The organism is Sediminihabitans luteus, assembly GCF_002797595.1.
In the GTDB taxonomy this organism is placed as follows: Bacteria; Actinomycetota; Actinomycetes; order Actinomycetales; family Cellulomonadaceae; genus Paraoerskovia; species Paraoerskovia lutea.
The window spans coordinates 266,663-281,092 of the sequence record NZ_PGFE01000001.1; the positions used below are offsets into that span (position 1 = coordinate 266,663).

Below are 14,430 nucleotides of genomic sequence, written 5' to 3' on the forward strand. Positions count from 1 at the left end.
GTGCTCGACGTCGCCGCGGACCTCCTCGACCAGCTGCGCTGCGGTCGCAGCGTCGTGGTCGCGACCACGGTCGGGGTGACCGGCAGCGCGCCGCGCCCCGTCGGCACGTCGATGGTCCTGACCTCGGACGACGGGCACGGCAGCCGCGTCGTCGGCAGCCTCACGGGCGGGTGCGTCGAGGCCGCGGTGCTCGACGTCGCGCACGACGTCGCTCGCACCGGCCGACCCCGGCTTGAGCGGTTCGGGTTCGGCGACGACGCCGCGTTCGCGGTCGGTCTGGCGTGCGGCGGCGCGGTCGAGGTGCTCGTGCAGCGCCTCGACCCCGCGACCCTCCCCGCGACCGTGCGCAGCGCGCTCGAGGACGCGGTCGCCGAGCGCGACGTCCGCCTCGCGCTCGACCTGCCCTCCGGGCGCACCGTGCTGCTCGAGCGCGCCGCTCCCCCGCGATGCCTCGTAGTCGGGGCGATCGACCACGCCGCCGCCGTCGCCGAGCTCGCGGCGTTCCTCGGCTACCGGGTCACGGTCTGCGACGCGCGCGCCACGTTCGCGACGCGCGAGCGGTTCCCCGCGGCGCACGAGGTCGTCGTGGCCTGGCCCGACGCCTACCTCGCGAGCACGCCGACCGACGAACGGACCGTGCTGCTCGTGCTCACGCACGACGAGAAGTTCGACGTGCCCGTGCTCGCCGAGGCCCTCGGGCGCGACCTCGCGTTCGTCGGCGCCATGGGCTCACGCGCGACCCACGCGCGCCGCGAGGCCGCGCTGCGCGCGCTCGGGGTCGACGACGCGGCGCTCGCGCGCGTGCGCGGGCCGGTCGGGCTCGACCTCGGGGCGCTGACCCCCGCCGAGACCGCGGTCTCGATCCTGGCCGAGGTCGTCGCGGCCCGCACGGGCCGCACCGGCCGGCCGCTCACCGACGTCGCGGGCCCCATCCACGGGACCGCCGTCCAAGAGCTCGCCACGCCGGGACCGCGCCCCACGGACCCGGCCGCGCACGCGTCGTCCTGACTCACCCCTGGAGCGTGCGCCAGACTGCGTCCTTGGTCAGCGGCAGCGCGTAGGGGCGCACGCCCGTCGCGCGCGCCACCGCGTTCGCGAGCGCCGCCGCGACCGGGTTGTAGGGCGACTCGCTCATCGACTTCGCGCCGTACGGGCCGAGGTCGTCGCTCGTGGACGCGAAGTACACCTCGGTGCGCGGCACGTCGGCGATCTGCGGCACGCGGTACGCCCGGAACGCGTCGGTCACGACCGCGCCCTCGTCGTCGAGCTGCACCTCCTCGAGCAGCGCGGTGCCGAGCGCCTGCGCGACGCCGCCCTCGACCTGCCCCCGGCACTGCTCGGGATTCATGACGGTACCCGCGTCCGCGGCCTGCACGGACTGCAGGACCTTGACCTCGCCCGTGCCCACGTCGACCGCGACGCGGAACGCGTGCACGTTGAACGCGACCGAGCGCAGCTCGCCGAGCTCCGCCCCCTCGACCACGACGCGCGGCTCGCCCAGCGGCCCCGTGCGGCGCAGCGCGGCCGGGACGGCCGCGACGACGTCCGCGAACGGCACGAGCACCGCGCCGTCCGGACCAGGGACGCGGACGCCGTCCGCGACCACGACGCAGCCGGCCGGGTCGACCCCCGCCAGGGTCGCGGCGGTCTCGCGCAGCACGCGCGCGAGCTCGAGCGACGCGGCGTGCAGGGCCTTGCCCGCGACCGTCGTGCCCGCCGAGGCGAACGCCCCCGTGTCGTACCGGACCGCGTCGGTGTCGGACTGCCGCACCGCGACGCGGTCCGGCGTCGTGCCGAGCGCGGTCGCGACGATCTGCGTGTGCACGGTCGTGGTCCCGTTGCCGAACTCGGCCGTGCCCACGCCGATCTCGTAGCGCCCGTCCGGGCCGAGCGCGACGGTCACGTCGGCGCGGTGCCCGAACGGTGCCATGGTCGCGATCAGCGCGACCGCCATGCCCTCGCCGACGCGCCATCGGGGACCCCGGGGCGCCTCGACCCCGTTGCCGCGCGCGAGCGCGTCCTGCGCGAGGTCGAGGCACTGGTCGAGCCCGTACGAGCCGTACACGACGTCCGCGTGCGGCACGTCGGTCGTGGTCAGCAGCGGGTCGCCGTCACGCACCGCGTTGATGCGTCGCAGCTCGAACGGGTCGATGCCGAGGTCGAGCGCGAGCTGGTCCATCGCGGACTCGACGCCGAGGATCACCTGACCGAGGCCGTAGCCGCGGAACGCCCCCGAGGGCGGGGTGTTGGTGTAGACGGCCTCGGCGTCGACGCGCTTGTGGTCGGCCCGGTACACGCTGACCGACTCCTCGACCGCGTGGAACAGCACGCCGCGCGAGTGGTTGCCGTACGCGCCCGTGTCGCTCAGCACGACCACGTGCATCGCGGTCAGCCGCCCGTCGGCGTGCGCGCCGAGCGTGACCGAGACCCGCATCGGGTGCCGCAGCGTGGTGCGGACGAACTCCTCGGTGCGCGACATCTCGTAGCTCACGGGCCGGCCCAGGCGCAGCACCGCGAGCGCCACGAGGTCCTCCGTGAGCAGCTCCTGCTTGCCGCCGAACCCGCCGCCGACGCGCGCGGTCAGCACGCGCACGCTCGCGGGGTCGCGGTCGAACAGGCGCGCGATCTCGTCCCGCACCAGGAACGGCACCTGGCTGCTCGTGCGCAGCACGAGCCGGCCGTCCTCGAGCCAGCCGACGCTCGCGTGCGTCTCGAGCTGCGCGTGCGCGACCCGCTGGGTGCTCCAGGTGCCCGTGACCGTCGCGTCCGATGCGGCGAGCGCTGCCGTGACGTCGCCGCGCTCGGCGTGGATCGCGAGCACGACGTTGCGCGACGCGTCGTCGACGCGGTCGGCCGGGGTGCGCTCGGGGTGCACGAGCGGCGCGCCCGGCGCACGGGCCTCCTCGGGGTCCAAGACGGCGGGGAGCACCTCGTACGTGACGTCGACCAGGCGCAACGCCTCGTGCGCGAGCCGTGCCGAGGTCGCGACGACCGCGACGACGCGCTGGCCGACGAACCGCACGACGTCGTCGAGCACGCGCGTGTCGTCCGGGTCGTCCTCGCGGTGCTCGTGGCGGCCGGTCGAGAACAGCAGGTCGGGGGCGTCCCGGTGCGTGAGCACGAGCTCGACGCCGTCGAGGGCCTCGGCGCGCGAGGCGTCGACCGCGACGACGCGCGCGTGCGCGTGGGGGCTGCCGAGCACCGCGAGGTGCAGCAGCCCGGGCACGTCGAGGTCGAGCGTGTAGGGCTCGGTGCCCGCCACGACGCGGCGGGCGGCCGGCGGGTGCACCGACGTGCCGACGGTGCCGACCGTGCCGGCGGTCCCGGGCTCGTCCGACCGTCCGTCCGCGCGCCCGTCGGTCCGCAGGTCGGTGGGTCCGTCCGTCCGCGGGTCCGCGGACGCCGCGGTCCGCGCGCAGCCGCCCGTCCCGCACCCCCCGCCGACGCCGCACCGGACCGCGTCCTCGACCGCGCGGTACCCCGTGCAGCGGCACAGGTTGCCGCGCAGCAGGCGGTGCAGGCGTGACGGGTCGGCAGGGTCGTCGGGCGCGGCGAGGTCGGCCGGGGTCAGGGTCGAGGCGGTCACGACCATGCCCGGCGTGCAGAACCCGCACTGGAACCCGAAGTGCTCGACGAACGCGTCCTGGACGGGGCGCCCGGCCTCGCCGAGCCCCGCCGCGGTCGTGACCGTGGTGCCCTCGGCACGGTGCGCGGGGTAGACGCACGAGTGCACGGGCACGCCGTCGACGAGCACGGTGCACGCGCCGCAGTCCCCCGCGTCGCAGCCCTTCTTGACGGCGTACGTGCCCGTGCCGCGCAGGAGCGTGCGCAGGCACTGGCCGGGCTCGGGCGCGACTGCGTGCTCGACGCCGTCGACCGTGACCCTCATGCGACGTCCGGGGCCCCGGCCGCGAGCTCGTCGCGCACCTCGCGCGCGAGCAGGCCCGTGACCGCCCGCCGCCAGTCCGCCGAGCCGTGCGGGTCGGTGAACCACGCGTCGATCTCGCGCACGTCGTGCGCGAGACGGTCGACCGCGGGGGTGTCGTCGTAGCGCAGCACCACGGGCCGGGTGGTCGCGGCGTGCACGACGACGGTCCACGCGCCGTCCTCGTCGACCCGGCCGACGACGAGTGCCCCCGACCGCCCGACGGCCGAGAGCGCGATGCGGCGCGACGCGGTGCGGGCGCGCAGCGCGCGCTCGGGGATCTCGACCGCCCGCAGCACCTCGCCGGGCGCGAGGGTCGTGACGCCGTTGCCGACCACGAGGTCGGCGACGCGCACGCGCCGGTCGGTGCCGTCGGGGCACCACACGAGCGCGTCGGCGTCGAGCGCCGCGCACAGCGTGACGATCGCGCCCGCCGCGAAGCCGCGCGCCACGTTGCCGCCGACCGTGGCGACGGTCTGCACCTTGAACGACGCGAGCAGGGCGTCGGCGCAGCGCTGCAGGAGCGGGTGCGCCGTCCAGCCGTCGGCCGCGGGGATCGTCGCGAGGGTCGCGACCGTGCACGTCGCGGCGAGCGTGAGCCCTGCGGGCGTGCGCTCCCACGGGGTCCAGCCCATGGTCGTGAGGTCCACCAGCGCCGTGACCGCCGGCGGCTGCGGTTCGGAGAACAGCCACGTGCCCCCGGCCATGAGGCACTCCCCGCGCGCGAGCACGAGGTCCTCGCGCCGTCGTGCCCGCCGGACCGTCGCGATGCCCGTCAGATCCACTGCTGCTCCCGTCGTCGACTGCGCGCAGTCAAGCACCGGCAGGTGTCGGGCATGTGACCGGACGGTCACGGGACGGTACGACCGCGGTGCCCGGACGGGGGGCACCGCGGTCGAGGGGTTGCCACGGTCATGAGCGCAGCGGTCGAGGGGTTGCCGCGGTCATGAGCGCAGCGGTCGAGGGGTTGCCGCGGTCATGAGCGCAGCGGTCGAGGGGTTGCCGCGGTCATGAGCGCCGCGGTCGAGGGGTTGCCGCGGTCATGAGCGCAGCGGTCGTGGGTACGACCGACCTCAGACCTCGAGCGACTCGAGCATCTCCGTCACGAGCGCCGCGACGGGCGAGCGCTCGGAGCGCGTGAGCGTCACGTGCGCGAACAGCGGGTGCCCCTTGAGAGCCTCGATGACGGCCGCGACGCCGTCGTGTCGCCCGACGCGCAGGTTGTCGCGCTGCGCGACGTCGTGCGTGAGCACCACGCGCGAGGACTGCCCGATGCGCGAGAGCACGGTCAGCAGCACGTTGCGCTCGAGCGACTGCGCCTCGTCGACGATCACGAACGAGTCGTGCAGCGACCGGCCGCGGATGTGCGTCAGCGGCAGCACCTCGAGGAGCCCGCGGTCCATGACCTCCTCGAGCACCTCGGTCGACACGAGCGCGCCGAGCGTGTCGAACACGGCCTGCGCCCAGGGGCCCATCTTCTCGCCCGCGTCCCCGGGGAGGTAGCCGAGCTCCTGGCCGCCGACCGCGTAGATCGGGCGGAAGACCACGACCTTGCGGTGCTGGTTGCGCTCGAGCACGGCCTCGAGTCCCGCGCACAGCGCGAGGGCCGACTTGCCCGTGCCCGCCCGCCCGCCGAGCGAGACGATCCCGACGGACTCGTCGAGCAGCAGGTCGATCGCGACGCGCTGCTCGGCCGAGCGGCCGTGCACGCCGAACAGGTCCTGGTCGCCGCGCACGAGCTGCACGTGCTTGTCGGCGGTGACGCGCCCGAGCGCCGAGCCGCGCGGCGAGTGCACGACGAGGCCCGTGTGGCACAGCAGCGGCCCGGCTGCCTCGACCGCCTGCGGGTCGAGGCCGGCGATCTCGACGTGCTCGTGCTCCCACAGCTGGGCCATGCTCTCGTCGCTCACGTCGATCTCGCTCATGCCCGTCCAGCCCGAGTCGACCGCGAGCTCGGCCCGGTACTCCTCGGCGGGCAGGCCGACCGCGGACGCCTTGACGCGCATCGGCAGGTCCTTGGACACCACGGTCACGAGCTTGCCCTCGGCCGCGAGGTTCGCGGCGACCGACAGGATGCGCGTGTCGTTGTCGCCGAGCCGGAACCCGGCGGGCAGCACCGAGGAGTCGGTGTGGTTGAGCTCGACCCGGATCGTGCCGCCCGCGGCGCCCGCCGGGACGGGCGCGTCGAGCCGCCCGTGCGTGATCCGCAGGTCGTCGAGCATGCGCAGCGCGTTGCGCGCGAAGTACCCGAGCTCGGCGTGGTGGCGCTTGGCCTCGAGCTCGGTGATCACGACGACGGGAAGGACGACGTCGTGCTCGGCGAACCGGTAGATCGCGCGGGGGTCCGAGAGCAGGACCGACGTGTCGATGACGAAGGTGCGGCGCCCTGCCTCGGGCGACGGTGCTGCGACGTGCGTTCCTTCGGTGTGGACCACGGCAGGCTCCCTCCGGCGCGTGTCAGCGCCGTTCGTGCTGGGTGGGACGGTCGGCCGGCCCGGACGTGCGGGCCGGGGACCGGCCCTCCCGCCTGGAGCAAGACTCCATGGGTGGCCTCCCGGAGGACGGCGTGCGCCGTCCTTGCAGCAGAAGTTACGCCTGTGTCATTCAGGCGTCGACCCCAGCACGGCGAGTCGCGCGATTCGTCATCGGACGTTTACCGGGAGGTCGGCTCCTCGTGCTGGGTCGAGCTCATGAACAGCGTGCACACGAACCCGAGCACGAGCACCGCCGCGGTCACGAGCAGGGTCTGCCCGACGGCGTCCGCGAACCCCTGGTGGAACGCCGTGGTCGCGGCCTGGGTGACCTGCGCCGCGACGTCGTCCGGCACCCCCGGCGGGAGCTGGACGCTGCCCATCGAGGTCGACCCGGCGTCCGCCCCGACCGCCGAGAACCCGTCGACGAACGGCTGGCGCAGCGCCTCGGGCAGCGAGGACGCGACCTCGCGCGCGGCCGCAGGCAGCTCGACCGCGAGGCGCGAGCTCAGCGTCACGACGATCGCGGCCGAGCCGATCACGCCGCCGACCTGACGGTTGGTGTTGAACGCACCCGCGCCCGCACCCGCGGTGCGGTGGTCGAGCCCCGACGTCGCGAGGTTGGACAACGGCGAGAACACGCAGCCCGTGCCGAGGCCGAACAGCATCATGGGGGCGACGAACGCCCACGCCGAGGCGTCGGGCGCGATCACGAGGCTCAGCCAGGCGACCGCGCCGGCGATCGCGGCGAAGCCGAACGCGACGACCCACTTGGCCGGCAGGCGGTCGGACGCCCGGCCCGCGAGCGGCGCGACGACGCCCGAGACGAGGGACGACGGCAGGTTGATGAGCGCCGCCTGGATCGGCGTCAGGCCGAGGATCGTCTGCAGGAAGATCGTCAGCGGGAAGAAGATGCCGATCATCGCGAACGAGATCGCCATGCCGTCGACGTTCGCGAGCGAGAAGTTGCGCGAGCGGAACAGGCGCAGCGGGAGCAGCGCGTCGTCGCGCAGGCGGCGCTGCCACAGCACGAACGCGACGATCACGAGCACGCCGAGGCCGATGATCCCCCAGATCGAGAACGGCCCCCACACGTGGCCCCAGTCGTAGGTCTCGCCCTCCTGGATGCCGAAGATGAGCAGCCCGAGCCCGACCACCGAGAGCACGACGCCGACGACGTCGAGGCGCGCGTCCCTGGTCGCGAGGTTCGGCAGGCGCCTCGACGCCATCCACAGCGCGAGCGCGCCCACGGGGATGTTGACCCAGAAGATCCACTCCCAGCCCCACGTCTCGACGAACACGCCGCCGAGCAGCGGGCCCGCGATCGTCGCGACGCCCGCGGTCGCGCCCCACAGACCGAGCGCGGCACCGCGCTGCGCGGCCGGGAACACGCGCGTGATCATCGACATCGTCTGCGGCGTCATGAGCGCCGCGCCGACGCCCTGCACCACCCGGAACGCGATGAGGTAGCCGATCTCGGGCGTCGAGCCGAGCTCGCCCGAGAACCCGCAGAAGAACGACGAGACCGTGAAGACGACCAGGCCGACGACGAACACGGACTTGGGCCCGTACTTGTCGCCGAGGCGCCCCGCGAACAGCATGAGCACCGCGTACGAGAGCAGGTAGGAGCTGTTGACCCATCCGACCGAGGTGAGGCTCGCGTCGAACGACGACGTGAGCGTCGGGATCGCGATGTTCACGATCGTGGTGTCGACCATGATCATGAAGAAGCCGAGGATCAGCGGCGGGAGCACGCTCCACGCGGAGCGGCCGTGCAGGTCGACGAGCGGGGTCACGGGCGTGCGCCCGGCCGCCGGGGTCGAGGCGGTCATGAGGTCTCCTGGGAGTCGTGCGGGCCCGGGTCGGGCAGGGGTTCGGTGCGTCGTGCAGGTGCGGTGCCGGCGGCCGTTCCGGGCGGACGTCGCGCGGGCAGCTCCTCGGTCCAGCTCGGCGAGCCGTTCCCGAGCTCCGTGAGCAGCGCGTCGAGCCAGGCGGTCTCGGCCCGGGCCATGTGGATCTCGTGCTCCGCGTCCAGCATGAACCGGCGGGGCACGCCCCGCTCGCGAGCGGTGCGGTAGCGCGCGTCGAGGTCGGCGCGCCGGGCCTCGGTCGCGTCGCGGCGGGTGCGCAGCAGGTCGGCCACGGTGGCCGGGTCGAGCTCGTCGAGCATCGACAGGCCGACCGGGAACCGGGGGTACTCGGGCGCGAGGTCGGCGACGAGCTCGCGCACGCGCTGCACGAGCGCCTGGCGACCCGGGGCGGTGATCGCGTACGTGGTGCGCTCGGGACGGTTGCCGCCGCGGTCGGTCCCGACGGTCTCGACGAGCCCGAGCGCCCCGAGCTTGTCGACCGCGTGGTAGACCGCGCCCGGGCTGAGCCGCACGAGGCGGTCGTCGGCGCGGCGCCGCAGCGTCGCGAGGATCTCGTACGGGTGGCTCGGCCCCTCCGCGAGCGTGCTGAGCACGATCGTCGCGACGGGGGTCAGCGCGTCGCGGGTCATCCGTGCTCCGTTCCACCGGGTCGTCGGGTCGTCGGGTCGTCGGGTGCTGCTCGTCGGGCTCGCCCAGGCGATGCTCCCGGTGAATCATTCCGGGAGGAATATACCTCCGCGTCGGCGGTCCGCCCTACAGTCGAGGGATGACGTCGACCACACCGGGCTCCGGACCCTCGACCCCCGGGGGCGACGGGCATCCGCTCGCCGACCACACCGTGCTCTCGCTCGCCGCGGCGGTGCGCGCGGGCGAGATCTCCCCGCGCGAGGTGCTCGACGCGACCCTCGACGCGATCGCGAGGGTCGGGCCCCGCGTCGGCGCGTTCGTCGCGGCCGCGCAGGAGGCCAGCACCGCGCTCGCGCACGACCAGGCGCGCGCCGCCGAGGAGCGCCTCCTCGAGGCCCGCCGGGACGGCACGCTCGACGCGCTGCCTCCCCTGCTGGGCGTGCCCGTCCCCGTCAAGGACCTCGTCCAGGTCGCGGGCGTGCCGTTCGGCGCCGGGTCGCGGGCGCTCGACGGCTACGTCGCCCCCGTCGACGACGGGCTCGTCGGGCTCCTGCGCGACGCGGGCACCCTCATGGTCGGCAAGACGGCGACGCCCGAGCTCGGCATGCCCCCGTACACCGAGCCCGACACCGGACCGCCCGCCCGCACCCCGTGGGACCTGTCGCGCTCGGCGGGCGGGTCGAGCGGCGGTGCCGCGGCGGCGGTCGCGGCGCGCATCGTGCCCGCCGCGCACGGCAACGACGGCGGCGGGTCGATCCGCATCCCGGCGAGCGCGTGCGGGCTCGTGGGGCACAAGCCCTCGCGGGGACTGGTCTCGACCGGCCCGTACGGCGTCGACGGCCCGGGGCTCGCCGCGAACGGCGCGCTGACCCGCACCGTGCGCGACACGGCGGTCCTGCTCGACGTGCTCGCCGTGCCGCAGCCCGGAGACACGTACACGCCCCCGCGCCTGCCCGTCGCGGGCAGCGACCGGGCCGGCACGTTCCTCGCCGCGTGCGACGTCGCACCGCGCCGCCTGCGCGTGGGCGTGCTGACCGCGCCCGTGATCGTCGCCGACGCCCCCGTCGACCCCGCGTGCGTCGCGGCGGCCGAGCGCGCGGCCGCGACCCTGACGGACCTCGGCCACGACGTCGTCGTCGCACCCGTGCCGTTCCCCGCCGAGCGCTGGGCCGCGTTCGAGGCGCTGTGGTCCGTCGGTGCGCTCTCCGCACCGGTGCCGCCCGAGGCCGAGCCGCTGCTCGTGCCGCTCACGCGGTGGCTGCGCGAGAAGGGCCGCACGGCGTCGGGCCTCGAGGTCGCCCGCGCGTCGTCCGCGGTCCAGGAGATCACGCGCGAGGCGGCCGTCGCGTGGGCGGGGTTCGACGTCGTGCTCACCCCGACCCTCGCCCGGCTGCCCGCACCCGTCGGGTCGATGCGCGACGACCTCGACCCCGCCGCGGACTTCCGCGCGCAGATGTCCTACACGCCGTGGACGAGCGTGGCGAACCTCACGGGCCGCCCGTCGATCAGCCTGCCGCTCGGCTGGGCGACCGGGCCGACCGCGGGCACGACGCTGCCCGTCGGCGTCATGCTCACGGGCGTGCTCGGCGGTGACGCGACGCTGCTCTCCCTCGCGGCGCAGCTCGAGGCCACGACCGGCTGGGCCGACCGCCTCGCCCCGGTGCACGCGTGAGCGACCGGGTCGCCGCGCTGCTGCGCGCGGTCAACGTGGGCGGGGTCAAGGTCCCCTCGGCCGACCTGCGCGCGGCCGCGGACGACGCAGGGCTCGCCGACCCCGTGACGCACCTGGCCACGGGGAACCTCGTGGTCGGGCGGTCCGCGGGGACGACGTCCGCGGACGTGGGCGCACGGGTCACGGCCGCGCTCGCCGACCGGCTGGGCGTCGAGGTCGACGTCACGGTGCGCACGCACGCCGCGCTGCGCGCCGTCGTCGACGCCGTCCCGTTCCCCGACGCCGCGCGCGACGACCCGTCGCACCTGGTCGTGCTCTTCCACCCCGCACCGACGACCGTGCCCGCGGGCGAGGTCGACCTCGCGGGCGTGACCGGAGCGGGCCGCGAGCGGCTGTGGGCCGCGGGCGACGTGACGTACGCGTGGTACCGCGACGGCATCGGCACCTCGGGCCTCACGGCCCCGCGCCTGGCGCGGCTGCTCGGGACGTGGGGCACGGGACGCAACTGGAACACGGTGCGACGGCTGGTCGAGCTCACGGCGGGGTGAGCGGCGTCGGGCCGAGGCTCGCCGGGGTGAGTCCCGCCGCGACCGGCCGCCAGATGGCGGACCGGCCCCCGCGGGCGGACGCTGAGCACCTAGGATGGGGCGCGGTGTGCCGGGAAGTCTGGTCGGCGATACGTACCGGCGCGCGCCGATGCGTCCATCAGCCGACCGAGGGAGACCTGTGAGCACTGACCCCGACCGCACGCCCGAGACGACCGCGCCGAACGCCGCCGCGCCCGAGCCGACGGGGCAGCCCGCGAGCGACCCGTACCCGCTGCCCGAGGGCGAGGGGGTGGTCCCGGCCGTCAAGCGGGCCCGCGCCAAGACCCGCAGCTGGGTCACGCGCGAGACGACCGGTGGCGCGCTGCTCATCGGCGCCGCGCTGATCGCGCTCCTGTGGGCCAATTCCCCGTGGCGCGAGGCGTACTTCTCGCTCGCCGACACGGTCGTCGGGCCGCACTGGATGCACCTCGACCTGTCGCTCGCCGACTGGGCGGCCGACGGGCTGCTCGCGATCTTCTTCTTCGTCGTGGGTGTCGAGCTCAAGCAGGAGTTCGTCGCCGGGTCGCTGCGCAACCCGAAGCAGGCGGGCGTCCCGATGCTCGCCGCGGTCGGCGGCATGGCCGTGCCCGCGATCATCTTCGCGGTCGTCATCGCCGTGAGCGGCGACACGACCGCGGCCGACGGCTGGGCGATCCCGACCGCGACGGACATCGCGTTCGCGCTCGCGGTGCTCGCGGTGTTCGGCAAGGGACTGCCCGCGGCGATCCGCACGTTCCTGCTCACGCTCGCCGTCGTCGACGACCTCCTCGCGATCGTCATCATCGCGATCTTCTACACCGACGCGATCCACTGGGCCTACCTCGGCGGCGCGCTCGTCGCGGTCGTGCTGTTCGGCTGGGCCGCACGCATGCGACGCATGCCCTGGTACCTGCTCGCACCGCTCGCGATCGCGGCGTGGGTGCTCATGCACGCCTCGGGCGTGCACGCGACGATCGCGGGCGTGCTGCTCGGGTTCATGATCCCGGCGATCGCGATGCACGGGGAGTCCGACTCGCGCACGCACCAGCTCGAGCGCATGTGGCGGCCCATCTCGGCCGGCATCGCGCTGCCGATCTTCGCGTTCTTCGCGGCCGGCATCTCCGTGGTCGACGCGGGCGGGTTCGGCGAGCTCATCACGCAGCCCGTCGCGCTCGGCATCATCGCGGGCCTGATCCTCGGCAAGCTCATCGGCGTGCTGGGCGTGACCGCGCTGCTGACCCGGTTCACGCCGCTGCGCCTCGCGACCGGCATCGGGGTGCGCGACCTGCTGCCCGTGGGCCTGCTCGCGGGCATCGGGTTCACGGTCTCGTTGCTCATCGCCGAGCTCTCGTTCCCCGGCACGGGCGACGTCGCGAGCGAGCACACCGACGGCGCGAAGGTCGCGATCCTCGTGGCCTCGGTCATCGCCGCGGTCCTCGCCGCGCTGACGCTGCGCTGGGACGCGCGCCGCGCCCGCTCCGCGGACATGAACCGCGACGGCATCATCGACGAGATCGACGAGTTCATCGGCGACCCGGACGACGTCAACCGCTGACGCCCACTGCCCGCCGAGCACGGGGTCAGGCACACGTCGCGCGTCCCGCGGTGTGCCCGACCCCGTGCTCGGCGCGCATCTCAGGACGGCGGGGCGTGCCGTTCGAGGAACGTGTAGACCTCGGTCTGGTCGACCCCGGGGAACGCGCCGACCGGCATCGCCGCGAGCATGCTCGCGTGCGGTCGCGCGCTCGGCCACGCCTGGTCGGCCCAGCGCTCGGCGAGCGGCCCCGGCGGGCGACGGCAGCACGTCTCGTCGGGGCAGCGCGAGGCCGCACGCTCGGTGGTCTCGCGCCCCCGGAACCAGCGCACGTGCGCGAACGGCACCCCGACGCTGACCGAGAACTCTCCGTCGGCCGTGTCCTGGACGCGGGACGTGCACCAGTACGTGCCCGACGGCGTGTCGGTGTACTGGTAGTACGGGCTGAGCCGGTCCTCGACGTCGAACACGACGCGCGCGGTCCAGTGCCGGCACACGTACTGCCCCTCGACCGCCCCGAGCGCGTCCGCCGGGAACTGCACGCCGTCGTTCTCGTACGCCTTGTGGATCACGCCCGACTCGTGGATCTTCATGAAGTGCACCGGGATCGCGAGGTGCCGCGTCGCGAGGTTCGTGAACCGGTGCGCCGCGGTCTCGTAGCTCACCGCGAACGCGTCGCGGAGGTCCTCGACCGAGACCTGACGCGCCTCCTTGGCCTCGCGCAGCAGCTTGACCGCGTCGCGCTCGGGCAGCATGAGCGCCGCGCTGAGATAGTTCGACTCCACGCGCTGGCGCAGGAACTCCGCGTAGTCGCCCGGCTCGGCGTGGCCGAGCACGTGGCTCGCGAGCGCCTGGAGCAGCGCCGAGCGCGGGTCGCTCGACGCGCGGGCCGCGCTCGAGGGCAGGTAGACGCGGTGGTTGCGGTGGTCGATCACCGACCGCGTCGAGTGCGGCAGGTCGCCCACGTAGTGCAGCGTGAACCCGAGATGCGCGGCCAGGTCGGCCGCGACGCGCTGCGAGAGCGGCCCCCGCACGTGCCCGACGCTGTCGAGCAGCTCGCGCGCCTTGGCCTCGAGCTCGGGGAAGTAGTTGTCCTGCGCGCGCATGAGCGTGCGCAGCTCGGCGTTGGCGCGGCGCGCCTCCTCGGGCGTCGCGGCCCGCTCGGTGTGCAGCCGGGCGATCTCGCGCTGGAGCGCGACGATCGCCTCGAGCGCGTCGTCGGGCAGGCCCTTGCCCACGCGCACCCGGGGCAGGTCGAGCGCCGCGTAGAGCGGGCCGCGGACGGCGCGCTCGAGCTCGATCTCGAGCGCGTCCCTCCGGCTCGGGGGCTCGGGGGCGAGGAGGTCCTCGAGGGTCGCGTCGAGCGCGCGGGCGATCTGGTGGAGCTGGCTGAAGCGCGGCTCGCGCTTGCCGTTCTCGAGCATCGACACCTGCGAGGGCGCGCGGTCGATCGCGGCGCCGAGGTCCTCGAGCGTCATGCCCCGCCGCGTGCGCAGGTGGCGTATCCGGCGGCCCACGACGAGGGCGTCGGGCTCGTCGTCGAGCGGGATTCGCGGAGGTTCCGGGGTTCTCCCGGCACGTGGGGTGGTGATTGCCATGATCGAGGGTGACACACGACACATCCTGCGAACAAGAGAAGAACCCTGATTCTTTCCTCCGAGTCACGGTTGTCGGGGTGTTGCGGCGCGAAGGACAGTCGTTGTGCGGCCCCCACCGGTCGCAACGACCCGACGCCCGCTCCCAGGAGGCACCCCGTGAACAGCC

At 74.7% G+C, this 14,430-nt stretch carries 10 protein-coding genes; 4 read left to right on the top strand and 6 right to left on the bottom strand.

Annotation, left to right across the window (positions count from 1 at the left end; genetic code table 11):
• A complete protein-coding gene (locus CLV28_RS01280) occupies positions 1 to 1,008 on the top strand; it encodes an XdhC family protein (RefSeq protein ID WP_100421496.1) in 1,008 nt (335 codons plus the stop codon).
• A gap of 1 nt (position 1,009) precedes the next feature.
• Here CLV28_RS01280 and CLV28_RS01285 read toward each other — a convergent pair whose 3' ends face one another.
• The 5 genes from CLV28_RS01285 to CLV28_RS01305 all read right to left on the bottom strand — a co-directional run bounded on the left by CLV28_RS01285 (position 1,010) and on the right by CLV28_RS01305 (position 8,896).
• The gene (locus CLV28_RS01285; RefSeq protein WP_100421497.1) at positions 1,010 to 3,889 is read right to left on the bottom strand and encodes a molybdopterin-dependent oxidoreductase; all 2,880 of its coding nucleotides are present in this window, start codon (positions 3,887 to 3,889) and stop codon (positions 1,010 to 1,012) included.
• Positions 3,886 to 4,710 carry an FAD binding domain-containing protein gene (locus CLV28_RS01290; RefSeq protein ID WP_100421498.1) on the bottom strand — a complete coding sequence of 275 codons (825 nt, stop codon included), beginning with the start codon at positions 4,708 to 4,710 and terminating at the stop codon, positions 3,886 to 3,888. Before CLV28_RS01290 ends, CLV28_RS01285 begins: the two co-directional genes overlap by 4 nt.
• A gap of 288 nt (positions 4,711 to 4,998) precedes the next feature.
• A complete protein-coding gene (gene phoH2 / locus CLV28_RS01295; RefSeq protein WP_100421499.1) occupies positions 4,999 to 6,360 on the bottom strand; it encodes an RNA 5'-3' helicase PhoH2 in 1,362 nt (453 codons plus the stop codon).
• 218 nt (positions 6,361 to 6,578) lie between these two features.
• Complete coding sequence (locus CLV28_RS01300; protein WP_100421500.1) at positions 6,579 to 8,228, bottom strand: DHA2 family efflux MFS transporter permease subunit; 1,650 nt, start codon at positions 8,226 to 8,228, stop codon at positions 6,579 to 6,581.
• Positions 8,225 to 8,896, bottom strand: coding sequence for a PadR family transcriptional regulator (locus CLV28_RS01305; RefSeq protein WP_100421501.1), 672 nt, complete (start codon positions 8,894 to 8,896; stop codon positions 8,225 to 8,227). The genes CLV28_RS01300 and CLV28_RS01305 overlap by 4 nt, the downstream gene beginning before the upstream one ends.
• Before the next feature lie 137 nt (positions 8,897 to 9,033).
• On the opposite strand from CLV28_RS01305, the gene CLV28_RS01310 reads away from it, so the two are divergent.
• The 3 genes from CLV28_RS01310 to nhaA all read left to right on the top strand — a co-directional run bounded on the left by CLV28_RS01310 (position 9,034) and on the right by nhaA (position 12,687).
• The gene (locus CLV28_RS01310) at positions 9,034 to 10,566 is read left to right on the top strand and encodes an amidase (RefSeq protein WP_100421502.1); all 1,533 of its coding nucleotides are present in this window, start codon (positions 9,034 to 9,036) and stop codon (positions 10,564 to 10,566) included.
• Entirely contained in the window at positions 10,563 to 11,114 is a 552-nt protein-coding gene (locus CLV28_RS01315) for a DUF1697 domain-containing protein (protein ID WP_100421503.1), read from the top strand. The genes CLV28_RS01310 and CLV28_RS01315 overlap by 4 nt, the downstream gene beginning before the upstream one ends.
• 178 nt (positions 11,115 to 11,292) lie before the next feature.
• Positions 11,293 to 12,687 (top strand): Na+/H+ antiporter NhaA, encoded by a 1,395-nt coding sequence (nhaA, locus tag CLV28_RS01320; protein ID WP_239073366.1) that lies wholly within the window; start codon positions 11,293 to 11,295, stop codon positions 12,685 to 12,687.
• A gap of 80 nt (positions 12,688 to 12,767) precedes the next feature.
• Here the strand turns inward: nhaA and CLV28_RS01325 are convergent, their stop codons facing one another.
• A complete protein-coding gene (locus tag CLV28_RS01325; RefSeq protein ID WP_100421505.1) occupies positions 12,768 to 14,264 on the bottom strand; it encodes an XRE family transcriptional regulator in 1,497 nt (498 codons plus the stop codon).
• Between the last annotated feature and the right edge of the window lie 166 nt (positions 14,265 to 14,430).